The organism is Amycolatopsis sp. lyj-84, from assembly GCF_046549075.1.
Taxonomy (GTDB): Bacteria; Actinomycetota; Actinomycetes; order Mycobacteriales; family Pseudonocardiaceae; genus Amycolatopsis.
The window spans coordinates 997827-1019667 of the sequence record NZ_JAJPWO010000001.1; the positions used below are offsets into that span (position 1 = coordinate 997827).

The 21841-nt window shown below is 68.9% G+C and carries 25 protein-coding genes; 14 read left to right on the forward strand and 11 right to left on the reverse strand.

Going from position 1 to position 21841, the window contains the following annotated elements; all coding sequences use genetic code 11:
* Entirely contained in the window at positions 1 to 483 is a 483-nt protein-coding gene (locus tag ACLJRM_RS04875) for a GNAT family N-acetyltransferase (RefSeq protein WP_101610402.1), read from the forward strand.
* A 51-nt stretch (positions 484 to 534) separates the two neighbouring features.
* Here the strand turns inward: ACLJRM_RS04875 and ACLJRM_RS04880 are convergent, their stop codons facing one another.
* Complete coding sequence (locus tag ACLJRM_RS04880) at positions 535 to 1038, reverse strand: hypothetical protein (RefSeq protein WP_410662396.1); 504 nt, start codon at positions 1036 to 1038, stop codon at positions 535 to 537.
* A 243-nt stretch (positions 1039 to 1281) separates the two neighbouring features.
* On the opposite strand from ACLJRM_RS04880, the gene ACLJRM_RS04885 reads away from it, so the two are divergent.
* Positions 1282 to 2208 carry a diacylglycerol/lipid kinase family protein gene (locus ACLJRM_RS04885; protein ID WP_410662397.1) on the forward strand — a complete coding sequence of 309 codons (927 nt, stop codon included), beginning with the start codon at positions 1282 to 1284 and terminating at the stop codon, positions 2206 to 2208.
* Between the two features lie 273 nt (positions 2209 to 2481).
* The gene (locus ACLJRM_RS04890) at positions 2482 to 2736 is read left to right on the forward strand and encodes a WhiB family transcriptional regulator (RefSeq protein WP_026466945.1); all 255 of its coding nucleotides are present in this window, start codon (positions 2482 to 2484) and stop codon (positions 2734 to 2736) included.
* 306 nt (positions 2737 to 3042) lie between these two features.
* On the opposite strand, the gene ACLJRM_RS04895 is transcribed toward ACLJRM_RS04890, so the two are convergent.
* The gene (locus ACLJRM_RS04895; RefSeq protein ID WP_101610406.1) at positions 3043 to 4566 is read right to left on the reverse strand and encodes a sensor histidine kinase; all 1524 of its coding nucleotides are present in this window, start codon (positions 4564 to 4566) and stop codon (positions 3043 to 3045) included.
* A 106-nt stretch (positions 4567 to 4672) separates the two neighbouring features.
* Between ACLJRM_RS04895 and ACLJRM_RS04900 the strand changes: the two genes are divergently transcribed.
* Positions 4673 to 4747 carry a 50S ribosomal protein bL37 gene (locus ACLJRM_RS04900; RefSeq protein WP_369299112.1) on the forward strand — a complete coding sequence of 25 codons (75 nt, stop codon included), beginning with the start codon at positions 4673 to 4675 and terminating at the stop codon, positions 4745 to 4747.
* Between the two features lie 68 nt (positions 4748 to 4815).
* Here ACLJRM_RS04900 and rsrA read toward each other — a convergent pair whose 3' ends face one another.
* On the reverse strand, positions 4816 to 5139 hold the full coding sequence (rsrA, locus tag ACLJRM_RS04905) for a mycothiol system anti-sigma-R factor (protein WP_101610408.1): 324 nt from the start codon (positions 5137 to 5139) through the stop codon (positions 4816 to 4818).
* Positions 5136 to 5774: a sigma-70 family RNA polymerase sigma factor gene (locus ACLJRM_RS04910; RefSeq protein WP_101613491.1), complete on the reverse strand. Its 639-nt coding sequence runs from the start codon at positions 5772 to 5774 to the stop codon at positions 5136 to 5138. The genes rsrA and ACLJRM_RS04910 overlap by 4 nt, the downstream gene beginning before the upstream one ends.
* A gap of 190 nt (positions 5775 to 5964) precedes the next feature.
* Between ACLJRM_RS04910 and ybaK the strand changes: the two genes are divergently transcribed.
* Together ybaK and ACLJRM_RS04920 are read left to right on the forward strand one after the other, a co-directional pair.
* Complete coding sequence (gene ybaK / locus ACLJRM_RS04915; RefSeq protein ID WP_410662398.1) at positions 5965 to 6441, forward strand: Cys-tRNA(Pro) deacylase; 477 nt, start codon at positions 5965 to 5967, stop codon at positions 6439 to 6441.
* A gap of 239 nt (positions 6442 to 6680) precedes the next feature.
* Positions 6681 to 7244 (forward strand): hypothetical protein, encoded by a 564-nt coding sequence (locus tag ACLJRM_RS04920; RefSeq protein WP_101610410.1) that lies wholly within the window; start codon positions 6681 to 6683, stop codon positions 7242 to 7244.
* On the opposite strand, the gene ACLJRM_RS04925 is transcribed toward ACLJRM_RS04920, so the two are convergent.
* Positions 7194 to 7802 (reverse strand): alpha/beta family hydrolase, encoded by a 609-nt coding sequence (locus ACLJRM_RS04925; RefSeq protein ID WP_101610412.1) that lies wholly within the window; start codon positions 7800 to 7802, stop codon positions 7194 to 7196. The two genes, ACLJRM_RS04920 and ACLJRM_RS04925, sit on opposite strands and share 51 nt — an antisense overlap.
* Entirely contained in the window at positions 7799 to 8557 is a 759-nt protein-coding gene (locus ACLJRM_RS04930; RefSeq protein WP_101610413.1) for an SOS response-associated peptidase, read from the reverse strand. The genes ACLJRM_RS04925 and ACLJRM_RS04930 overlap by 4 nt, the downstream gene beginning before the upstream one ends.
* A 101-nt stretch (positions 8558 to 8658) precedes the next feature.
* Between ACLJRM_RS04930 and rsgA the strand changes: the two genes are divergently transcribed.
* From rsgA to ACLJRM_RS04960, 6 genes are all read left to right on the forward strand, one after another.
* A complete protein-coding gene (gene rsgA, locus ACLJRM_RS04935) occupies positions 8659 to 9669 on the forward strand; it encodes a ribosome small subunit-dependent GTPase A (protein ID WP_410600604.1) in 1011 nt (336 codons plus the stop codon).
* A gap of 60 nt (positions 9670 to 9729) precedes the next feature.
* Positions 9730 to 10623: a hypothetical protein gene (locus ACLJRM_RS04940; protein WP_410662399.1), complete on the forward strand. Its 894-nt coding sequence runs from the start codon at positions 9730 to 9732 to the stop codon at positions 10621 to 10623.
* Between the two features lie 2 nt (positions 10624 to 10625).
* The gene (locus ACLJRM_RS04945) at positions 10626 to 11498 is read left to right on the forward strand and encodes a hypothetical protein (RefSeq protein ID WP_101610418.1); all 873 of its coding nucleotides are present in this window, start codon (positions 10626 to 10628) and stop codon (positions 11496 to 11498) included.
* Between the two features lie 142 nt (positions 11499 to 11640).
* Complete coding sequence (locus ACLJRM_RS04950; RefSeq protein WP_410662400.1) at positions 11641 to 12321, forward strand: hypothetical protein; 681 nt, start codon at positions 11641 to 11643, stop codon at positions 12319 to 12321.
* A gap of 72 nt (positions 12322 to 12393) precedes the next feature.
* Positions 12394 to 13185: a hypothetical protein gene (locus ACLJRM_RS04955; protein WP_410662401.1), complete on the forward strand. Its 792-nt coding sequence runs from the start codon at positions 12394 to 12396 to the stop codon at positions 13183 to 13185.
* 59 nt (positions 13186 to 13244) lie between these two features.
* The gene (locus tag ACLJRM_RS04960) at positions 13245 to 14129 is read left to right on the forward strand and encodes an NAD-dependent epimerase/dehydratase family protein (protein ID WP_101610423.1); all 885 of its coding nucleotides are present in this window, start codon (positions 13245 to 13247) and stop codon (positions 14127 to 14129) included.
* A 74-nt stretch (positions 14130 to 14203) separates the two neighbouring features.
* On the opposite strand, the gene ACLJRM_RS04965 is transcribed toward ACLJRM_RS04960, so the two are convergent.
* Together ACLJRM_RS04965 and ACLJRM_RS04970 are read right to left on the reverse strand one after the other, a co-directional pair.
* A complete protein-coding gene (locus ACLJRM_RS04965) occupies positions 14204 to 14695 on the reverse strand; it encodes a DUF6912 family protein (RefSeq protein ID WP_101610425.1) in 492 nt (163 codons plus the stop codon).
* Positions 14692 to 16098, reverse strand: coding sequence for a WS/DGAT/MGAT family O-acyltransferase (locus ACLJRM_RS04970; RefSeq protein WP_101610427.1), 1407 nt, complete (start codon positions 16096 to 16098; stop codon positions 14692 to 14694). Before ACLJRM_RS04970 ends, ACLJRM_RS04965 begins: the two co-directional genes overlap by 4 nt.
* Positions 16099 to 16132: 34 nt before the next feature.
* Between ACLJRM_RS04970 and ACLJRM_RS04975 the strand changes: the two genes are divergently transcribed.
* Positions 16133 to 16912, forward strand: a complete 780-nt coding sequence (locus ACLJRM_RS04975; protein ID WP_410662402.1) for a TrmH family RNA methyltransferase — start codon at positions 16133 to 16135, stop codon at positions 16910 to 16912.
* Here ACLJRM_RS04975 and ACLJRM_RS04980 read toward each other — a convergent pair.
* The gene (locus tag ACLJRM_RS04980) at positions 16887 to 17291 is read right to left on the reverse strand and encodes an HAD family hydrolase (RefSeq protein ID WP_410662403.1); all 405 of its coding nucleotides are present in this window, start codon (positions 17289 to 17291) and stop codon (positions 16887 to 16889) included. The genes ACLJRM_RS04975 and ACLJRM_RS04980 overlap by 26 nt on opposite strands.
* A gap of 112 nt (positions 17292 to 17403) precedes the next feature.
* Here ACLJRM_RS04980 and ACLJRM_RS04985 point away from each other — a divergent pair, with 112 nt between their 5' ends.
* Positions 17404 to 17919, forward strand: coding sequence for an Rv3235 family protein (locus ACLJRM_RS04985; RefSeq protein WP_101610432.1), 516 nt, complete (start codon positions 17404 to 17406; stop codon positions 17917 to 17919).
* A 59-nt stretch (positions 17920 to 17978) separates the two neighbouring features.
* Here ACLJRM_RS04985 and secA read toward each other — a convergent pair whose 3' ends face one another.
* The gene (secA, locus tag ACLJRM_RS04990; protein WP_101610433.1) at positions 17979 to 20807 is read right to left on the reverse strand and encodes a preprotein translocase subunit SecA; all 2829 of its coding nucleotides are present in this window, start codon (positions 20805 to 20807) and stop codon (positions 17979 to 17981) included.
* 250 nt (positions 20808 to 21057) lie between these two features.
* Positions 21058 to 21750 (reverse strand): ribosome hibernation-promoting factor, HPF/YfiA family, encoded by a 693-nt coding sequence (gene hpf / locus ACLJRM_RS04995; RefSeq protein WP_101610435.1) that lies wholly within the window; start codon positions 21748 to 21750, stop codon positions 21058 to 21060.
* Positions 21751 to 21841: the final 91 nt, after the last annotated feature.

A 21841-nucleotide genomic window follows, 5' to 3' on the forward strand; every position in this document is an offset into this window, starting at 1 on the left:
ATGGGCGACGACCGCATCCGACGGATCCGCGAAGAAGACATCGACGCCGTGGTCCGGCTGGTCTACGACCTCGCCGAGTTCGAACGAGCGCCGGACGAATGCCACCTCACGCCCGAGCAGCTGCGCGTCGCGCTGTTCGGCGAGGCTCCGGGCCTGTTCGGGCACGTCGCCGAGGTCGACGGCGAGATCGTCGGCTACGCGCTGTGGTTCCTGAACTTCTCCACGTGGCGCGGCGTGCACGGTATCTACCTCGAGGACCTCTACGTCCGCCCCGAGCAGCGCGGCTCCGGCCTCGGCAAGGCACTGCTGGCCACGCTCGCGGCGGTCTGTGTCGAGCGCGGTTACGCCCGCCTCGAATGGTCGGTGCTGAACTGGAACCCGGCTCAGGGGTTCTACAAGTCACTCGGCGCGGTGCCGATGGACGAGTGGACCGTGGACCGGCTCACCGACGAGCCGCTGAAGGCGCTCGCCGCCCAGGCCTAGTTCCTGGCCAGGGCCAGGCTACGACCACGCCACCTTCGACTCACCCCTCGATCAGGAGTCCCGCTCCTCGCGTTCGCGACGCGCCGCACGTCCCGCGGCGCCGTCGCGTTCGGCGGCTTCTTCCTCGGTCTCGCCCTCCCGCAGCCCGAGCGCCCACGCCCGCGACGGGCGGCGGAACAGCAGCACGATGACGGCGACGCCGATCAGGCCCAGCGGCACACCCCACAGCGGCTGCCCGGACGGCCCCGCGCCGTACCAGCCGACGCCGACCAGGATCAGCGCGACGACCACCCCGGGCGACCTCGCCCAGGTCTTCCCCAGCACCAGTCCGGCCGCGCAGGCCAGTGTTCCGGCGGCGAGGACGAGGTAATAGGCGACCTCGGCAAGCAGGTTCTCCGGTCCGGCCTGGCCGTTGACCAGGAGCAGGACCGCGAACACGATCAGGGCGAGCCCCGGCAGCGCGGTGACGACGCCGGCGAGGCGGACTTCACGGGGCGCGGGCGAGAACTTGTCGGCGATGGACACGGCGAAACAGCCTTCCAGGCTTTCGGACACGGCGCTCCACCAGGGCGGGTCACCGTACGTGAGCACTTTCGATCGTATGCCACCCGGTCGGCCGTTTTCGTCCGGCCGCCGACCGGAAAAAATGAAGGCGTCGTCGATGAGCGGGCGGTCGGCCCGGGTGCACTTGTCACGACGAGCAGGGGCCTGCTCCGGGTGTTTCGTGATGCCCGGAGCACTGAGCTTCGCGTCACCTGACGCTCCCCTCTTCGGGCGGACGTCACCTACCCTGCGGAAGTGCGTGCCATCCTCGTCGTGAATCCCCAGGCCACCTCGACCACCGCCGGTGGCCGTGACGTGCTGGCGCACGCACTGGCCAGCCAGGTCAAACTCGACGTGGTGGAAACCGGCTACCGCGGCCACGCGATGGCCGTGGCGCGGTCCGCCGCCCGTGACGGGATCGACCTGGTGGTCGCCCACGGAGGCGACGGCACGGTCAATGAAGTGGTCAATGGTCTGCTCGCGGATTCCGACGGCGCTCCGGGCGACATCGGCGACGTCCCCATGCTCGGGGTCGTGCCGGGTGGTTCGGCGAACGTCTTCGCCCGCGCGCTGGGGATCGCGCACGATCCGGTGGAGGCGACGCACCAGCTCCTCAACGCCATCGAGAACGACCGAAGCCGCAAAGTCGGACTGGGACTCGCGGACGGCCACTGGTTCACCTTCAACGCCGGAATGGGCTGGGACGCCGACGTCGTCGGCCGTGTGGCCAAGCGACGGGGCAAACAGACCACGGCGGGGCTCTACCTGAGGGCCGCGGTGGCGTCCCATCTGCGGCCTCCGCTCGGCCGTCCGGCCCTCACGGTCCGGATCCCGGGTGAAGAGCCCACCGAAGTGCTGACCGCTTTCGTGTCGAACACCGATCCATGGAGTTACCTGGGGGACCGTCCCGTCCACCTGAACCCGGGCAGCTCATTCGACACCGGATTGGGCCTTTTCGCGTTGAGCGGTCTGCGATTGCCCACCGTGTTCAAGCATGTACGGCAGGCATTGCTCACGAAGAGCGACCAACGTGGACGACGTCTCCTTCGTCACGATGACCTGCCGATGATCCGCATCGACGCTGCTGAACCGGTAAACTTCCAGGTGGACGGCGACCTCGTCGGCCAGCGGAAGCGAGTGGAGTTCTTCAGCGTTCCGGGTGCACTGACAGTAACCGTCTGAGCACCGGACCACTGATCGCCTGCGGCAAAGTGCAACCTGCCGCTCATCGACGCAGAACCTCCGCTCACCGCATCGGCCTTCCCTTCGGAGGGCCGTTTCGGAACGAAACCGCAGGTCAGAAGCGTCGCTCGGCCGGGTGAGCTGACTCACCGATCTTCAGAAAACCCTTGTCGAAACGGGTGCTTCGTGAAAGCATTCACAAGCACCCAAAAAAACGACCGCCATGACGACTATGGCGCGGAGTACCGCGCCGTTATGAAGGAGCTCAGAAACATGGACTGGCGCCATGACGCGGCCTGCCGAGACGAGGACCCCGAGCTGTTCTTCCCGGTGGGAACCAGCGGTCCTGCTCTGTCGCAGGTAACTCAGGCGAAATCCGTGTGCCACCGCTGCACCGTCGCTTCCGACTGCCTGGCCTGGGCTTTGGCCAGCGGGCAGGACGCAGGCGTCTGGGGCGGGATGAGCGAGGACGAGCGACGGGCCCTGAAGCGCCGTCGTACGCACATCGGCACGCGTACCTCTGCCTGAGTTTTAAGAAGACTCAGCACGCTTCATCGAAGTAACCAAAATCGAGTAGCACCCCAAGCTTCGGGAATCCCGCGGCGCAGTGGCTGTATGGCCCTGCGTTGCGAGGTGACACCTACCCGACTTGAGCTTAACAAGCGAGGCCAACACGCCCCCACGGGGGTCCGGCTTCACCGGACTTTCTCCAAGTCCTCCCGCGGAACCGTTACAGGGCCGGCGCCATCTTTCTCTTCGGGCGCCGGCCCTAAAACGTGTCCGGGTAAGACAGTCCACAAAGGACGATCAAAGAGGACTGTCCACTACGGCCACTCAGAGCCGGCGGGAAAGCGGGATCCGCAAAGCCGCTTCGGTGCCGGCCCGGCGACCGCCGGGTTCCTCTGCCTCCCCGCGAAGTCCGCGAAGGGACAGCGATCCGCGCAGTTCCGATTCCACCAGCGTCCGCACGATCTGCAGGCCGAGGCCGTCGCTGCGTTCCAGTGAAAAACCCGACGGCAATCCGCGCCCGTTGTCGCGGATGACGACGTCGAGCCAGCGGGCCGACCGCTCCACCTCGAGTTCGACCTTGCCCGGCCGTCCGCCGGGGAACGCGTGCTCGATGGCGTTCTGGACCAGTTCGGCCAGCACCATCACCAACGGCGTCGCGATCTCGGCGACGACGACGCCGAACGAGCCCTTGCGCGAAAGCCCGACCTGGGACTCGGCCGTCGCGACCTCGCCGACCATCGGGAGCACGTTGTCGAGCAGCTTGTCGAGATCGACCCGCTCGTCCACCGAGATGGACAGCGCCTCGTGCACCATCGCGATCGACGAGACCCGGCGCACGGACTCGCCGAGCGCGAGCCGCGCCTCCTCGCTGGAGGTCCGGCGCGACTGGAGCCGCAGCAGTGCGGCCACGGTCTGCAGGTTGTTCTTCACCCGGTGGTGGATCTCGCGGATGGTCGCGTCCTTCGAAAGGAGGGCGCGGTCACGGCGCTTCACCTCGGTGACGTCGCGCACCAGCACGAGCGCGCCGGCGGGCTGCCCCGCCGGGCGCAGCGGAAGCGCACGGAACAGCACGACGGCACCGCGGCGGGAGTCCGCCTCGGTCCGGCTGCTGGGCTTGCCGTCGAGCGCCTCGATGATCCGGTGCGACACCTCGGTCGCGTCGAACGGGTCACGGATGAGCGACCTGGTCAGCGGCGCGAGACGCTGACCGACGAGGTCGGATTCGTGCCCCATCCGGTGGTAGGCCGACAGCCCGTTCGGGCTGGCGAAGACCACGGTGCCGGTCGGGTCGAGGCGGATCAGGCCGTCGCCGACGCGGGGGCTGGTGTGTGTGTCCGTCTGGTTCCCCGGGCTGGGGAAGGTGCCGTCGACGATCATCTGGCACAGGTCGCCGGCGCTGCCGAGATAGGCGATCTCGAGCGGGCTCGGCACCCGCGAGGCCGCCAGGTTGGTCTCGCGGCTGAGGACGGCGATCACCGTGCCGCCGAACACCACCGGGATGGCCTCGCGGCGCATCGGCAGGTCGCGGTACCAGTGCGGGTCCTCTTCTCGGCAGATCCGCACCTCGCGGCTCGCCTTGGCGAGCTGTGGATGCTCGTCCACGGTGAACCGGGAGCCGACGACGTCCTCGGGATGGGCCGTCGGCGCGGTCGTCGGGCGCGCGTGCGCGACGCAGACGTAGTCGCCGCCGTCGGGCTGGAGCTCCTCCGAGACGGCGACCCAGAGCAGGAAGTCGGCGAAGGACAGGTCGGCCAGCAGCTGCCATTCGGCGACCACGGTCTGGAGATGGTCCGCGGCTTCACCGGACATGCCGGTGTTCTCCGCGAGCAGATCGGAAAGGGTGGACACGTCCCCATCCAAGCAGGGTGAGGGCCGCATGACACACTGAACAGGTTGACCCTGGCCCAGCGGTGTCGTACCACCCCGCGAGGGCCACTCGGACGAGGAGTGAAACATGTCGAAGCGCGCCCGCAAGCGTCGCGACCGTAAGAAGAACGGCGCGAACCACGGCAAGAAGCCCAACTCCTGATCATCGATCAGACAGCGAAGGCCCCCGCACCGATCCGGTACGGGGGCCTTCGTGTGTCTTGAGCCGGGTTATTCGAAGGTCTGCTCGATCCGGACCTCGGTGCGCTCGATGGTGATCGCGCCCTTGGTCTGCACGGTCTGGCGGATCGAGGCCCGCAGCCGGGACTTCAGGTCGTCCGGCGCGTGGTCACCCCCGCACTTGCGGGCGAGCAGCTGCTTGATGTGCTCGTCGATGCCGTATTCCTCGAGGCACGGCGGGCAGTCTTCGATGTGCTTGCGCAGTGCCTCGTCGCGCTCGGCGCTGCACTCCTTGTCCAGCAGCAGGTAGATGTCGGCGAGGGCTTCCTCGCACTTGACCTTGTCGTCCGCGCCGGAGCAGTAGTCGTCGTTCATCGCCCCGCCACCTCCTGCCGGTTGCCCGCGCGGATGAAGCCCCGTTCGCGGGCGACGTCGGCGAGCAGGTCACGGAGCTGGGCGCGGCCGCGGTGCAGCCGGGACATCACGGTGCCGATGGGCGTGTCCATGATCTCGGCGATCTCCTTGTACGCGAAGCCTTCGACGTCGGCGAGGTAGACCGCGAGGCGGAACTCCTCGGGCAGCTTCTGCAGCGCTTCCTTGACGTCGGCGTCGGGCAGGTTGTCCATCGCCTCGACCTCGGCCGAGCGCAGCCCGCTGGAGGTGTGGCTCTCCGCCTTGGCGATCTGCCAGTCGGTGATCTCCTCGGTGGGCTGCTGCACCGGCTGGCGCTGACGCTTGCGATAGCCGTTGATGTAGGTGTTCGTGAGGATGCGGTACATCCACGCCTTGAGGTTCGTACCCGCCTTGAAGGACGCGAAGGCCGCGTACGCCTTCAAGTACGTCTCCTGGACGAGGTCCTCGGCATCGGCGGGATTCCGGGTCATCCGCATGGCGGCCGAGTACAGCTGGTCGAGCAGGGGCATCGCGTCCCGCTCGAAGCGCTCGGCCCGCGCGGCCGCCTCTTCGGCGTCCGTGCCCGTGTCCGGCGCGGGATTCTGCGTGCTCGGCAAACCGTTCCCTTCTCGATCGGCGTCGATGCGCTTGTGCGCATGAGACGACATCGAGTTTACGCGCGGACGGATCACCTGGCCGCCCGGCGTGCGCGGGATCAGGATTCGGGGAGCTTCCAGTGTGGTGGGCACGTGCGTTCCAACAGTGTTGCCCGGTCGGGCATTCCCGGCGCCCTCGTAGACTCCGGCCATGGCAGGCAAGGGAACCCCGGCGACGGCGCTGCTGGCGAAGCAGAAAGTGCCGCATGTCCTGCACGCCTACGACCACGATCCGAGGGCCGAGTCGTACGGCCTCGAGGCCGTCGAGGCGCTGGGGCTCGAACCCGCGCGGGTGTTCAAGACACTGGTCGCCGACGTCGACGGGAAGCTGACCGTCGGCGTGGTCCCGGTCACCGGCCAGCTGGATCTGAAGGCCCTCGCCGCCGCCTCGGGCGGGAAGAAGGCGAAGATGGCCGACCCCGCAGCCGCGCAGCGCGCGACGGGGTACGTGCTCGGCGGGATCTCGCCGCTCGGGCACCGGAGCCGGCTCCCGGTGGTGATCGACGCTTCGGCGGAGAAGTTCGAGACCGTGCACTGCTCGGCGGGGCGTCGCGGTCTGGAGGTCGAGCTCGCTCCGGGCGATCTGGTGCGCCTCACCGGGGCCACCGTCGCCCCCATCGCAGGCTGACCGCGGCGGCACTGGCCCAGATCGTCACCCAAGCCCCTGATCCCACACCCTCCCAGCCCCTCGCAAGTAGGTGACCGGTTGCGGTCCTTGCACACGCAAGGACCGCAACCAGAGGACGAAACGCGGGGTGGAGATTCACCCTCGCGGGGGAAGCACCTCGGTCCCTGGCGGGAAGATCACCGGCTCCGCCTGCGGAATCGTCGTCGGCAAGCGAACGACGATCCCTGGGGAGCGACTCCATGACCAAGACCGTGCCCGACGTGCCGAGGTGGGCGAACCTCGCCGCCCACGCCACGCTGCTGGCGACCCTGCCGTCCGGGCTGTGGCGGATCGCGATGGGTCTCGGCGTGCCGGTCGGGTTCACCGCGCAAGGGCTGACGGAATTCGGCATCCCCGGCTGGGGCACGGCCTACGTCTTCGGGCTGAGCCTCCTCGCCGAGGCACTCGCCTTCCTCACCCTCGGGCTCGTCCGGCCGTGGGGTGAGGTGTGGCCGCGCTGGATACCGGGGCTGCGGGGCAGGCGGATCCCGCCGCTCGCCGCGATCGTCCCGGCCGCCGCGGGCGCGATCGCCCTGACCCTGCTGAGCCTCCAGGCGTTGTCCGGCTGGAACGAGGCCGGGTCGTCGATGGCGCGGGGCAGCTGGGAGGACTCGCCGGTCTACGGCGTCGTCATGGCCGTCTGTTACGCGCCGCTGCTGCTCTGGGGTCCGCTGCTGGCCGCGGTCACCGTGCACTACGCCCGGCGGCGGTTCTCAGGCGAGCGGCCTCAGCACACGCTCGAGCCACTCGGAAGCCGCGCGTGACACGCCGTCGAGGTCGGCGCTGAGGTTGTGGTCACCCTTGAGCACCACGATCTCGTGATGCGGGCCCGCCTTGGGCAAGCCGAACGGGTCCCGCTCGCCCTGGACGACCAGGGTCGGGACCTCGACGGCGTCCAATTCACCCTGGCGGGTCTTCTCCGGCTTCCCCGGCGGATGTTCGGGGAAGGCCAGGCAGAGCACCGCCACCGCCTGCCCCACGGCGGCGGTCCGGCAGGCGACGCGGGCCCCGGAGGACCGGCCGCCGAACACGAGCGGGAGATCGTCGAACCGCTCGGAGATCTCGTCGGCCACGGTGAGCCAGGCGGTGTCGAGCTGGGTGGCGGGCGCGGGAGCCCGGCGGCCCGCCACCCGGTACGGCTGCTCGACGAGCGCGACGTGGACGCCGGCCGCCTGCGCCGCCCGCGTGACCGCGACCAGGTCCTTCGCCCCGATCCCGCCGCCCGCGCCGTGGCCGAGCATCAGCACCGCGACACCCTCCTCGGCGCAGTGCAACTCGGCCCGCGCGGGGCCGTAGGCGGTGTCGATCTCCAGTTTCGTCATGAGCTCGGCAGGTCGAAGAGCGCGCTGTCGGCGGCGGGTTCGACCCGGTCCAGCAGCTCCGGGCCGTTGTTGCGGACGTTGTTGACCAGGCTGGACACCGGCCGCAGCTCGATCGTGTCGACCAGCTCCGCCGAGGGCGGGACGAGCAGGTCGGTGACGTCGGGCAGGTCGGGGTCGAGCCAGGTGTCCCACTTCTCGCGCGGCATCAGCAGCGGCATGCGGTGGTGGATGTCGGCGAGCCTGCCGACCGAGTCCGTGGTGATCACGGAGAAGGTGATCAGCGGGTCGGCGTCCCGGTCGTCCTTCGGCCGCCAGGTCTCCCAGATCCCGGCGAACGCCAGCGATCCGTCACCGGGGCCGGTCATGAAGAAGGGCTGCTTCTCCTTGCCGTCGCGCCGCCACTCGTACCAGCCGTCGGCGGGGACGAGGCAGCGCCGCGCGGAGACCGCCTTCTTGAAGGACGGCTTCTCCTTGGCCGTCTCGGCACGCGTGTTGATCATCTTCGAGCCCACTCCGGGGTCCTTCGCCCAGAACGGGACCAGGCCCCAGCGCATCATCCGCAGCGACCGGACGGGCGGCTCGTCTTCGAGCACCGCGCCGTCGGCGTCACGCGGATGCCGCTGCACCACCGTCGGGACGTCCTTGGTCGGCGCCACGTTGTGATCGGTCCGGATCCGGCCCTCGGTCAGGTCCACCGCGGCGAATTCGTCGATCAGCGCCGCGGGGTCCTTGGTGGCGGCATAACGCCCGCACATGCGAAAACCTCCCTAATCGACAGTCATCGTTACACGCCGGGCAGACGATGGCGAGCAGCATGGGATCATTGTTCCGCGGTGTTCGAAGAGCAGGAGGCGGTTTGGCTGGCAAGGACTGGCGCAAGCTGGACGAATCCGATGTGCGGATCCGTCCCGGCAAGGGCACCAGGCCGCGCAGCAAACGTCGTCCCGAGCACGCCGACGCCTCCACGGCGATGGTCATCGGGAAGGACCGCGGGCGCTGGACCTGCGCGATCGACTCGGATCCGGAGCGCGTCGTCACCGCGATGCGCGCCAGGGAGATGGGCCGGGTCTCGGTGGTCGTCGGCGACACCGTCGGCATCGTCGGCGACGTGAGCGGCAAGCCCGACACCCTCGCCCGGATCATCCGGGTGGATGAACGCTCCAGCGTGCTCCGCCGGACCGCGGACGACACCGATCCGTTCGAACGGGTGGTCGTCGCCAACGCCGAGCAACTGCTGATCGTGACCGCGCTGGCCGATCCCCAGCCGCGCACGGGCTTCATCGACCGATGTCTCGTCGCCTGCTACGCGGGCGGCCTCGAGCCGGTCCTCTGCCTGACGAAGGCCGACCTCGCGAGCCCGGACGAGCTCCTCGCCGGTTACGCGGGCCTCGACATCCCCGCCGTGGTCACGCGGCACGACGAGTTCCCGGACGAACTGGTCGGACGGCTCAAGGACCGGGTCACCGCGCTGGTCGGGCATTCGGGGGTCGGGAAGTCCACCCTGGTCAACCGGCTGGTGCCGGACGCCGGGCTGGCGACCGGCGTGGTCAGCGCGGTCGGCAAGGGCAGGCACACGTCCGTCGCGGCCGTCGCGCTCTCGCTGCCCGGCGGCGGCTGGGTGGTCGACACCCCGGGCATCCGCTCGTTCGGTCTCGCGCACGTGACCGCCGACGACATCGTGCTCGCGTTCGAGGAGTTCGCCGCGGCGGCCGAGGAGTGTCCCTCCGGCTGCGGTCACCTCGGGCCGCCCTCGGATCCGGACTGCGCGCTCGACGACGTGGTCACCGAGGGTCACGCAAGTATGGACCGTTTGGAGTCTTTGCGCCGCCTTTTGGGCTCCCGAGCTGGACATGACGACGATCGGTAACTAATTTCGCCCGCGCGCGATAACCCGTTCGGATTAGATCAACTTTTCTGAGGGGTCCACTTGAAGCGCGTAACCATGCTCGCCGCCGTCACCACGGCCGCCGTCCTGGCGCTGTCCGCCTGCGGTGGCGAGAAGCAGTCCGGCGCGACTGCTCCCGTTCCTTCCGAAGCGAAGAGCTCGCTTTCGTCGCCGCTCGGCGACCCGATCCAGCTCGCGGCGCTGACCCGCGAGAGCACCAAGAAGGCCAAGTCGTCGAAGATGACGATGGAGGCCGTCTCGGGCACCGAGAAGAACACGGCGTCCGGCCAGGGGCTGTACGACGGCGAGAACAGCAAGCTCTCGATGATCATGGACGCCGACGGCAAGAAGCTCGACATGCTGTTCATCGACAACGCGCTGTTCTTCAAGCTCGACGCGGAAGACAAGGCCGAGCTGAAGACCGACAAGGCGTACGCGAAGATCGCGGCCGACGGCCAGGACCCGATCTCGCAGCTGCTCGGAAAGATGATGTCGAAGGCCGTCAAGGACAGCGACCCGTCCCGCATCCTCGAGCAGGTCTCGAAGGCGGGCAAGATCACGAAGTCGGACCAGGTCGAGCTGAACGGCGAGCAGACCAACCACTACGTCATCGAGATCGAGGCCGAGAAGGCCATCGCCCTCATCATGGGCGACATCGGCATCCCGCTGCCCGCAGAGGCGTTGAAGCAGCTCGACGCGAAGCTCAAGGGCAAGAACGTCACCATTCCCACCGAGCTGTGGCTCAACGCCGACCAACTGCCGGTGCAGGTCGTCTCGGACCAGACCGCGTTCGTGAAGGCCATGGGCGCCCCCGGCGACGGCGTCGCCAAGACCACGGTCAAGTACACCGACTGGGGCGTCCCGGTGAACATCACCGCGCCGCCCGCCGACCAGGTCGGCGACATGGCGGAGATCATGAAGAAGGCCGGCCAGTAAGCATGCGCCCGACTTTCAAGCTCGTCGCGGCGGCCGCGGCCCTGACCCTCGTGGTCACGGGCTGCGGCACCCGCCCGAGCGCGCCGGCCGAGAACAAAGGTGGCGAGCTCGCGCTGGCCACCCCGTTCACCGACGCGCTCGGCCTCGTCGAGGCCGCGAAGCAGGGGACGCGGAAAACCAAGTCCTCCAAAGCGACCATCGACTCCGCACGCGGAGACTCCAAGATCACGGGCACTTTGCTGGCCTACTACGACGGTCCCGCCTCGAAGATCGAGGCGAACCTGACCATCGACGGCGAACCCGGCATCCTGCGCCTGGTCGACCAGACCCTGTTCGTCAAACTCCCCCCGTCCGAGAAGGCACAGCTCAAGACGGACAAGAACTGGGGGAAGATCGATCTGAACAGCGAGGACCCCCAGACGAAGGCCATGGGGAAGGCGCTGCAGAAGTCGTTCGAGATGGGCGACCCGGCGAAGCTGCTGGAGATGGTCGAAAAGACCGGCCGCGTCCTCAAGTCGGAGCAGACCCAGCTCGACGGTGTCCCGGTGAACCACTACTTCGTCGAATTCGACGCCAAGAAGCAGTTCGACCTGTTCTTCGGTGACGACATCCCCGCCGACCAGCGGGCGAAGGTCGAGGAACGGCTCGCGGGCAAGGATCTGCGGATCCCGTCCGAACTGTGGCTCAACGCCGAACAGCTTCCGCTGAAGATGACCATGGACATGACCTCGCTGATGAAGTCGGTGGGAGGTCGCGAGACCGGCGAGATCAAGTCGACGTACACCTACAGCGACTGGGGAACGCCGGTGAACGTCGTTCCGCCTCCGGCCGCCGAGGTGGGCGACTACGCCGAAATGGCGAAGCAGGGAATCTAGGTCCCGCTCGCGCGCGAAGGCCCCCTTCCCTCGGTTCAGCCGCGGGAAGGGGGCCTTCACGCGCTCCCCGACAATCGGACGGTGGAAATTCACGCGCCAGGCACTACGGTGGTGGTACAGACCATTCACCCGAGGGAGTCCTATGCGTGCCACCGGATTCGCCGCCGTCTGTACCGCTCTCCTGCTGCTGGGAGGCTGTTCCGGCGAAGAGAAACCGGCGGCGCCACCGGTCAAGGACGCGGCGCAGCTGGCTTCGGCCGCCGCCGAGGGCACGCAGAAGGCCCGCTCGTCGAAGATCGCGCTGGAGACCACCGCCGAGGACGGCCGCAAGGTCGTGGTGACCAGTTCCGGGCTCTACGAGGGCCCGAACAGCAAGTTCTCCATGGTCGCCGAGGTCGCGGGCGAGAAACGGGACCTGATCTTCGCCGACGGTGTCCTCTACTACCACCTGTCCGACGCGCAGGTCCAGGAGCTCAAGACCGACAAGGAATGGGTCAAGATCACCGCCGACGGCAAGGACGCGCTGTCCGCGGCCAACGGCGAGCTGATGACGAACGTCGTCGAGACGCTGGATCCGACGCGCACGATCGACCGGATCTCGAAGTCCGGCAAGATCACCAAGTCCGAGCAGGCCGACCTGAACGGCACGGCCACCACGCACTACGTCCTCGACCTTGGCGGTTCCCCCGCCGAGGTGTGGCTGGACGCCGAGCAGCGTCCGGTGCAGGTCAACCTCGGCAAGACCACGGTCAAGTACGACAGCTGGGCGTCCGACGTGGTGATCATCGCGCCGCCGCCCGAGGCGATCGGCGACAGCCGCTGAGCCGTTCCCCCGTTCGGGGCGAGGTCCCCGGCTGTGTTTCGCTTGAGTGCCCGACTTTGAAAGCAGGTCCTCATGCGGAGAACGGCCCTGCCCGCCGTCGTCCTCGTCCTCGGTGCGCTGCTCGGTGCGTGTGACGGCGAAACCGTCTCCTTCACCGACGCCCGCGCGCTCGCCGACGGTGCCACCGCCGCCATCGACGGCAAGGCCGCGAAGTTCGCCACCGACGTCACCGCGGGCACGATGCGCTCGAAGAGCCAGGGGCAGGCCCGGGTCGCCGCGCTGGCCATGACCACGGACTTCCTCGGCGAACCGCTCGAACTCCGGCTGATCGACAAGACCGTCTTCGCCAAGGTCCCCGAGAGCGCCCGCGAGGACGTTCCCGGCGGGAAGCCCTGGGTCAAGGTCTCTAAGGACGGCACAGTCGGCGCCGACCCATTCTCCCAGGTCCTCGGCGGAAACATCGACCAGCTGGCGAAGCAGAACGATCCCGGCCGCGCGCTCGATCAGGCGCGGCGGGCCGGCACGCTCACCGAGTCCGGGCGTACCGAACTCGACGGTGTGTCCACCGAGCACTACCGGCTGGACATCGACATGGCCGCGCTGGGCGGTGATCTGCCCGCCGGGCTGTCGGCCGAGGCTCTCGGGGAACTGAACGGCAAGCTCGGGAAGATCCCGATGGAGATCTGGCTCGACGACGCGCGTCAGCCGGTGCAGGTCGTGCTCGACCTCGCCCCCGTCCTCGCCGCTTCGGGTGTCCCGGACGCCGCGATGGCCCGGATCGTCACGCGCTACAGCGAGTGGGGCACGCAGGCGGACATCCAGGCGCCGCCGCCGGAGGAGATCGGCGAAATCCCGGCGGGCTGACCCTGTCACGTTCCTCGCGCCCGTCTCGTCCAGAGGGGAAGGCGAACAGGAGGACGGACATGCGCGTGATGGTGATCGGGGCGACCGGGGTGCTGGGGCGGCCGCTGGTGCGGCGCCTGCTGGCCGAAGGCCACGAGGTGAGCGGGCTCGCCCGCGGTGAAGGCCGCGTCGCGGCCGTGAGCGCGACCGGCGCGAAGCCGGTGACGGGTTCGCTGTTCGACGTCGATTCCCTGGCCGGGGCGCTGCGCGGGCACGACGCGGTGGTGAACGTCGCGACCCGGATCCCGGGCGGGCGGAGCGCGATGACGTCGGCGGGCTGGGCGGAGAACGACCGGCTGCGGACCGACGGCACCCGGACGCTCGCGGCCGCCGCGCGCCGGGTCGGCGAACTGGGAATCGTGGTGCAGGAAGGGATTTCGTTCGTCTACGCCGACGGCGGCGACGGCGAACTGGACGAGGACGCGCCTCTCGCGCCCACGGGGCACATCGCGTCTTCGACGGTGGCGCACGCGAACATCGCGGAACTGGCGGACGAGGGACGCACCGCGATCAGGCTGCGGATCGGGCTGCTCGTCTCGGACGACCCGATGACCACCATGATGCTGACGGCCGCGCGGCGCGGTTCACCGCTGATCATCGGCCGCCGGACCGACTGGACCGCGGCGATCCACCCGGACGACGCGGCGGCGGGCGCGATCGCGGCGCTGCGGGCACCGGGCGGCGTCTACAACCTGGCCGCGGATCCGGTGCGGAAGCGGGAACTCGGCGAGGCGATGGCGGCCGCGGCCGGGGTCCGCCGGGCCCGCGCGCTGCCGAAGTGGCTGGCGAACCGGGTGGGTCCGATGGCGGTGCTGGCGCGTTCGCAGCGTGTCGTCTCGACGCGGCTCACCGAGGCAACCGGCTGGCGTCCCGAACGCCCGGTCCCCGGCCCGTCCTGGTTCTGACCACCCCGCGTTCAGTCCTCTGGTTGCGGTAGTTGCACGTGCAAGGACCGCAACCAGAGGACGAAACGCGTGGGTTACAGGAGTTCCAGCAGGAAAGGGAGTTCTTGGGGCGCGTACCAGGCGAGTTCGTGGTCTTCGGCGTCGCCGAGGGTGAACTCCGCGTCCGGGTCGCCGAGGTCGGCCTGGTCGATCACGGCGGCGGCGGCCTGCACGGACTCGGCCGCCTCGGCCGCGTCGACGTGGATCGCGGCGACGTCGGCGAGCTTCACCGGCCCGGCCAGCCGGACGACGGCGGCGTCGAGATCCGGGCGCAGGGTGACCTCGTCGAGGTCTGCCGAGATCACCACCCGCCGCGGCTCGGGCTTCTCCTCGGCCGCGATCAGCCGGAGCGACGCCCTGGCGGCGTCGAGCAGCGCGGCGTACTCGAGTTCTTCGTCGGATCCGCTGGCGTAGGACTCCCGCAACGCCGGGGTCAGCGCGAACCCCGTGCCGCTCCGCGCCCGGAACTCACCGGCGGTTTCGAGATCGCGCAGCATCGCGATCGTCCCGGGTAGATAGACCCTCACCAGTGCGCACCCTTCAGCTCTTCCAACGATTCCTCGATCATCCCGGCGAGCAGGTCCACATCGGACACGGCCTTGCGGTCGCCGTTCAGTCCGAAGTAGACACCGCCGTGATACGAGGTGACCCCGATCGCCAGCGCCTGATTGCGCACCAGCGGCATGACCGGGAACATCTCCACCATCTTCGCCTGTCCCGCGTAGAGCGGCACCTGCGGGCCCGGCGAATTCGTGATCAGCACATTGAAAATGCGCCCCGACATCGACCCGGCGGCCCGCGCGCCCAGCGAATGCAGGGTCGCCGGCGCGAAGCCGCCGACCGTCAGCAGCCCGCGCGCGGCGACCGAGCGGCCCGAATCGAGGTGATCCGCCATCGCGTGACCGATGTGCTGCAACCGCAGGACCGCGTTCGGCTCACCGACCGGGAGATCGACGAGATAGGCGTCGACCTGGTTCCCGACCAGCGCGGGCGTCGAAAACTCCGCCGTCTCGGCGTCGCGGACGGCCATCGGCACCAGCGCGCGCACGGTGGTCGTCGCGGTCAGGTTCGAGCCGCGGGAGAGCAGCCATTCCCGCAGCGCGCCGGAGATCGCCGCCAGCACGACGTCGTTCACCGTGCCGCCGTGCGCGGCGCGGACCTTGCGGAAGTCTTCCAGCCGCGTGCGGACCACGGCGAACATGCGGCCGCCGGAGGTGCGGACGTTGAGCGGCCCGGACGGCGCCGGATTCACCATGGTCTTCAACGCCGACGCGACATCCCCGACCGTTTCGGTGACCTTGCCCGCCATCGCGGTGGCGTCGTGGGCGATGGAGCGGACGTTCTCCACCAGTTCCGTCGGCCGCTGCACCGTCTCGGCGACCGCGTCGAGGATCAGCTGGGTGCGGCTCGGTTCCCGGCGCGGATGCCAGTTGTCGTCGAACGGTTCCGGCTCCTGCGGGGTGGCGTCGAGGATCAGCTGCCCGAGCTCGATCGTGCCGATCCCGTCCACAACGGACTGATGCGTCTTGGTCACCAGCGCGACGCGGTCCCCCGCGAGCCCCTCGACGAAGTACGCCTCCCAGAGCGGCCTTCCCGGATCGAGCCGCCGCGACATCAGCCGCGCCACGAGATCGAACAGCTGGCCGTCGGAACCCGGCTGCGGCAGTGCGGACCGGCGGACGTGGTAGTTGAGGTCGAAGTCGACGTCGTCGACCCACACCGGGCGGGCGAGATGACCCGGTACCTCCAGCACCCGCTGCCGGTAGCGCGGCAGGAACGCCAGGCGCTGCCCGATCAGGTCGAGCAGCTGCTCGTAGGTGAAGCCGTCGCGCGGTCGTTCGAAGATCGCCACGCCGCCGACGTGCATCGGGGTCGAGTGGTCTTCCACGTACAGGAACGAGGCGTCCAGCGCGGAGAGGCGGTCGGGCATGAGCCGATCCTTACATAGTGGGACACTCGCCGGTGTGGGTGATGACTCGGTGATCTCGCCGAAGGACCGGTTCCTGACGGTGTACGGCCGGAAACCGGTGCTCGAGGCATTGGACGACGCGGCGCTCGAGGTGGACAAGGTGATTCTCGCCGACACCGTGCGGGGACAGAACGCCGCCGAGATCGAGCGCGCCGCCAAGGCCGCCGGGGTGCCGGTGCAGCGGGCGAGCGCGCACCGCGTGAAGGTGCTGGCCGGGAACGGCAAGCAGGACCAGGGCGTCCTGGCCGACGTCGTCGCGCCGCGCATGCGGTCGCTGCACGCGGCGCTGTCCGGCGGCAGGCCGCCGTCACGGGTGCTGCTGCTCGACGGGATCACCACTCCGGCGAACGTCGGGATGATCCTGCGCACGGCGACCGCCGCCGGGCTGGAGGGTGTCGTGGTGCCGCGGCGCGGGGTCGCCGCCCTCGATCCGTTGGTGGTCAAGGCCTCGGCCGGGGTCGCGTTCCGCGCGCCGGTGCTGCGGTGCGGCAGCGCGCGCGAGGCGGCCGAGATGCTCACCGAAGCCGGGTACGGCATCTACGCGCTGGGCGCTTCGGCCCGCTCCTCGGTGTTCGACGTCGAACTGCCGCAGCGCGCGGCGTTCGTGCTGGGCGGGGAGACGAACGGCGTGGGCGCCGAGGTCGGCGAGCTGGTGACGGAGTGGGTTTCGATCCCGATGCCCGGCGAAGTCGAATCGCTCAACGTCTCGGCGGCCGCCGCGGTGCTCTCGTTCGAGCTGGTGCGCCGCGCTAAGGCGTCGGGAACAAGGCGCTGAGCTCGGTCAACGTCTCCTCGACCGACGTGTGGTGCACACCCGCCATCCCGGCCGCCACCGCGGCTCGGACGTTGTGGGCGGCGTCGTCGACGAACACGCACCTTTCGGCGGGCAGGTCGAGCAGCCCCGCGGTGAGAAGGTAGACCTCGCGCTCGGGTTTGGCCACGCCGACCTCGCCGGAGAAGACGAGCGCGTCGAAGAACGGATCCAGCGTCCGTTTGGCCTCGTCCGACGCGCCGGGGGCGTTCGAGAGCAAGGCCGTTTTGATGCCGCGCTCCCTGGCGGCCCGCAGGAAGGCGTACAGCTCGTCCGCACCGGCGTCCGTGAGCACTCCGACGTAGTCGATGACCAGCCCTTTCAGCACCGGCCCACCGTACACAAGCGATCACCGCCCGGTTCATCCTCTCGGGCGGTTCGTGTCGCGCCTCGGTCCACCGCCGGTCCCTTAGTTGCTGGGCGCGGCCGAGGGGGCCGCGGAGGGGGACGATCACATGACTTCGTACGTACTGAGACGACTGAAACCGTATGAACCACCCTGCCGTCCCGACGGCCGTCCGGAGCGGCGGCTGCACCGGGTACCGCAGCCGGACAACCAGCTCACGCTGGACCTGCCGCTGTCCGGCGAACGGTTCGAGGAAACGCCGCCGCCGGGACAGGGACCCGACACGCTGGACGGACGGCAGGTGGGCAGGCTGCTGACCACCATCCTGGAAGCCTGCGACGGGCGCCGTCCGGCGGTCCAGGTACGGCCGATCCTCGACCCGGCGCTCCACAGCGCGCTGCTCGACCGCGGCCGTCGCCGTCCGCCGGGCGGCTACCGGCCGAAGTCGATCCATCTGTGCCACCCGGCGGACGGCGTCATCGAGGCCTGCGCGACCGTCGAACAGAACGAGCGCTTCCTCGCCTTGGCCGCGCGCTTCGAGCGGACACCGGCAGGCTGGGTGTGCACCCGCTTCCACCTGTTGAAGCCCCCGCGACGCGTTTCCGCGCTACGGCTCGCCGCATGACGAAGGGGCCTTCGCCGCGTCTGTCTCGTGCGGCGAAGGCCCCCTTCTCGTTCACTGTCTCAGCGGCGCGGGCCCTTCTTGCCCTTCTTCTGGGAGGCGCGCTGCGCGGCACGACGCTCCCGGCGGGTTCCGCTCTGGTCACCGTCGTCGCCGGCACTGTCCGAATGCGACTCGACGCCGCCGTCCTCGGACGGGCCCGACATGGTCAGCCCGGACTGCGAACCGCCCCCGAGACCCTTGCCCCGCAAGGCGGACGGCACGGATTCGGTGTCGGTCGCCGGACCCTGCGGCGGCGTCGGACGGGCGTGCCGTCCGTCGCCGTTGGCGGCCTGGCCGTTCCCGGAGCCGACACCGGCGGGCAGCGCGGACGCGGACTCCGGCGACGGGGCGGCGGGCTCGGCCTGCTCGACCTGGAGGTTGAACAGGAAGCCGACGGCCTCCTCCTTCAACGACTCCAGCATCGCGCGGAACATGTCGTAGCCCTCGCGCTGGTACTCGATGACCGGGTCGCGCTGGGCCAGGGCCCGCATGCCGATGCCCTCCTTGAGATAGTCCATCTCGTAGAGGTGCTCACGCCACTTGCGGTCGAGCACGGTGAGCATGACCTGACGCTCCAGGCTGCGCATCGCGCCTTCGCCGACCTTGCCGTCGATCTCGACCTCGCGCTCGTCGTACGCGCGGTGGGCGTCTTCGAGCAGCGCCTCGCGCAGCCTTTCGGCGTCGAGGTCGTCATCCGCGGTGAGGTCGTCCCAGGTGACCTTGACCGGGTACAGCGTCTTGAGCGCCGTCCACAGCTTCTCGTGGTCCCAGTCCTCGGAGTAGCCCGAGGAGGTCTCCTCGGTGACGTACGCGTTGATGACGTCGACCAGCATGTGCTCGATCTGCTCGCGAAGATCTTCGCCCTCGAGGACGCGCAGGCGCTCGGCGTAGATCACCTTGCGCTGCTCGTTCATCACCTCGTCGTACTTGAGGACGTTCTTGCGGATCTCCATGTTCTGCTGCTCGACCTGCGTCTGCGCGCTCTTGATCGCCTTGGAGACCATCTTGTGCTCGATCGGCACGTCGTCCGGCAGCCGCATGGTGGTCATGACCCGCTCGACCATCGTCGCATTGAAGCGGCGCATGAGCTCGTCACCGAGCGACAGGTAGAACCGGGACTCGCCCGGGTCGCCCTGACGGCCGGAACGACCGCGGAGCTGGTTGTCGATCCGGCGGGACTCGTGCCGCTCGGTGCCGAGCACGTACAGCCCGCCCGCCTCGCGGACCTCGTCGGCCTCGGCCTTGGTCTCCGCCTGGATGTCTTCGAGCACCTTCGGCCACGCGGCCTCGTACTCCTCGGAGTGCTCCACCGGGTCGAGGCCGCGCTCGCGCAGCACCTCGTCGGCGATCAGGTCCGGGTTGCCGCCGAGCACGATGTCGGTACCGCGGCCCGCCATGTTGGTGGCGACCGTGACCGCGCCCTTGCGCCCCGCGCGGGCGACGATCAGCGCCTCCCGGTCGTGGTGCTTGGCGTTGAGGACCTCGTGCGGGACACCCAGCTTGAGCAGCAGCTTCGACAGGTGCTCGGACTTCTCGACACTCGTGGTGCCGACCAGCACCGGCTGACCGTTCTCGTGCCGCTCGGCGATGTCCTCGGCGACGGCCTCGAACTTGGCCTGCTCGGTCTTGTAGATGAGGTCGGCCTGGTCGGCGCGGACCATCGGCTTGTTGGTCGGGATCGGCACCACACCCAGCTTGTAGGTCTGGTGGAACTCGGCCGCCTCGGTCTCGGCGGTACCGGTCATGCCCGCCAGCTTGTCGTAGAGCCGGAAGTAGTTCTGCAGCGTGATCGTGGCGAGAGTCTGGTTCTCGGCCTTGATCTCGACGCCTTCCTTGGCCTCGATCGCCTGGTGCATGCCCTCGTTGTAGCGGCGGCCGTGCAGGATGCGGCCGGTGAACTCGTCGACGATGAGGACTTCGCCGTCACGGACGATGTAGTCCTTGTCGCGCTTGTAGAGCTCCTTGACCTTCAGCGCGTTGTTCAGGTAGCCGACCAGCGGCGTGTTCGCGGCCTCGTAGAGGTTGTCGATGCCGAGCTGGTCCTCGACGAACGCGACGCCCTTCTCGCTGACACCGACGGTGCGCTTGCGGATGTCCACTTCGTAGTGGATGTCCACCTTCATCAGCGGGGTCAGCCGCGCGAACTCGACGTACCAGCGCGAGGACTGGTCGGCCGGGCCGGAGATGATCAGCGGCGTCCGGGCCTCGTCGATGAGGATGGAGTCCACCTCGTCGACGATCGCGAAGTTGTGGCCGCGCTGCACGCAGTCCTCGAGGCTCCACGCCATGTTGTCGCGGAGGTAGTCGAAGCCGAACTCGTTGTTCGTGCCGTGCGTGATGTCGGCGGCGTACTGCTGGCGGCGGACCTCGGGGGCCTGGTCGGCCAGGATGATGCCGACCTCGAGGCCGAGGAAGCGGTGGATGCGGCCCATCCACTCGGCGTCACGTTTGGCGAGGTAGTCGTTCACCGTGATGACGTGCACGCCCTTGCCGGACAGCGCGTTCAGATAGGCGGGGAGCACCTGGGTCAGGGTCTTGCCCTCACCGGTCTTCATTTCGGAGACCTGGCCGAGGTGCAGCGCGGCGCCGCCCATCACCTGGACGTCGTAGGGCCGCTGGCCGAGCACACGCCAGGCCGCCTCCCTCGCCACCGCGAACGCCTCCGGCAGGAGGTCGTCGAGTGACTCGCCGTCCGCGTTCCGCTTACGGAACTCGTCGGTCTTGGCCCGCAGAGCGGTGTCCGAAAGTTCCTTGACGTCGTCTTCGAGAGTGTTGATGTGATCGGCGATGTTGCGCAGCCGCTTCACCATCTTGCCCTCGCCCGCGCGGAGCAGGCGGTTCAGCACCATCCGGTCGACCTCACTAGCTGATTGTGATCGCACCCGAGCCGATCCCGGGCAGTCTCGTATGCGGCGGCGCCGGGTTTCGCACCGCCGTCCGACCCCCATCGTAGGGAACACCTCGGTGTTCGCGCACGCACCGTCGGTCGGTACCTGACGAGACCGGGGCGGGCCCCGCCGGATCCGGACGAGACGGCGGCCCGCACGCCGAACGCGTGCGGGCCGCCGTCGTAGGCGTTTATGGGTGTCGGAGGGCCGGCTAACTCAGCCGGATGACGCCGTAGTCGAAGCCTCGCCTCCGGTAGACGACGCTCGGGCACCCGGCGTCGGAGTCGTTGAACAGGTAGAAGTCGTGACCGACCAGTTCCATCTCGTAGAGAGCCTGGTCGACCGTCATCGGAACCGCGTCATGCTTCTTCTCGCGGACGACGCGACCGGGCTGGTGTTCGGTCACCCCGTCATCCCAGCGCTGCTGCTGGGGCATCTCGAAGTCGTCACCGCTCTCGACAGCGAAACCGTTGGCCATGGGTTCGGCCTCGGGCGCTTCGAGTACAGCGGTACCCGCGAGATGTCGGGTGTCGGTGGTCATGCCACCGGCGGCCGCCATCGAAGTCGCCTCGGCGACGGATTCCGGGCGGCTGCGGCCATAGTGCACGCGCCGGCGGTCGTGTGTCTTCCGCAACCGGTTCTCGAGCTTGTTCAGTGCGGAATCCAGCGCTGCGTAGAAGTCGCCCGCACACGCTTCGGCGCGTACGGCGGGGCCCCTGCCCTTCCCGGTGATTTCGACGCGCTGGCAGTTCTTCGACTGCCGGCGATTGGGCTCATGGAAGAGCTCCACGTCGTATCGGATGACCTTCTTGTCGTAGCGCTCTAGCCGGGCCAGCTTTTCGCTGACGAGTGCCCGATAGTGGTCGGGCACCTCCACGTTGCGGCCCTTAACGACGATGTCCATACACGACCTCCCTCGCTGAAATGACTGCGAGCTGTAGATGTGTTCACTAGGGCGCCGGTAAAGCGGGGACGAAGCCCGGATCGCGGGCGAT

Bases quoted from the DNA above. Each gene is read 5' to 3' on its own strand.
- ACLJRM_RS04955 (WP_410662401.1), top strand. From the start codon at position 12,394: ATGCGGAGAACGGCCCTGCCCGCCGTCGTCCTCGTCCTCGGTGCGCTG.
- ACLJRM_RS04875 (WP_101610402.1), top strand. From the start codon at position 1: ATGGGCGACGACCGCATCCGACGGATCCGCGAAGAAGACATCGACGCC.
- ACLJRM_RS04920 (WP_101610410.1), top strand. From the start codon at position 6,681: ATGACCAAGACCGTGCCCGACGTGCCGAGGTGGGCGAACCTCGCCGCC.
- ACLJRM_RS04925 (WP_101610412.1), bottom strand. From the start codon at position 7,802: ATGACGAAACTGGAGATCGACACCGCCTACGGCCCCGCGCGGGCCGAG.
- ACLJRM_RS04930 (WP_101610413.1), bottom strand. From the start codon at position 8,557: ATGTGCGGGCGTTATGCCGCCACCAAGGACCCCGCGGCGCTGATCGAC.
- ACLJRM_RS04950 (WP_410662400.1), top strand. From the start codon at position 11,641: ATGCGTGCCACCGGATTCGCCGCCGTCTGTACCGCTCTCCTGCTGCTG.
- ACLJRM_RS04985 (WP_101610432.1), top strand. From the start codon at position 17,404: ATGACTTCGTACGTACTGAGACGACTGAAACCGTATGAACCACCCTGC.
- secA (WP_101610433.1), bottom strand. From the start codon at position 20,807: ATGGTGCTGAACCGCCTGCTCCGCGCGGGCGAGGGCAAGATGGTGAAG.
- ybaK (WP_410662398.1), top strand. From the start codon at position 5,965: ATGGCAGGCAAGGGAACCCCGGCGACGGCGCTGCTGGCGAAGCAGAAA.
- ACLJRM_RS04970 (WP_101610427.1), bottom strand. From the start codon at position 16,098: ATGCCCGACCGCCTCTCCGCGCTGGACGCCTCGTTCCTGTACGTGGAA.
- hpf (WP_101610435.1), bottom strand. From the start codon at position 21,750: ATGGACATCGTCGTTAAGGGCCGCAACGTGGAGGTGCCCGACCACTAT.
- ACLJRM_RS04945 (WP_101610418.1), top strand. From the start codon at position 10,626: ATGCGCCCGACTTTCAAGCTCGTCGCGGCGGCCGCGGCCCTGACCCTC.
- ACLJRM_RS04960 (WP_101610423.1), top strand. From the start codon at position 13,245: ATGCGCGTGATGGTGATCGGGGCGACCGGGGTGCTGGGGCGGCCGCTG.
- rsrA (WP_101610408.1), bottom strand. From the start codon at position 5,139: ATGAACGACGACTACTGCTCCGGCGCGGACGACAAGGTCAAGTGCGAG.
- ACLJRM_RS04890 (WP_026466945.1), top strand. From the start codon at position 2,482: ATGGACTGGCGCCATGACGCGGCCTGCCGAGACGAGGACCCCGAGCTG.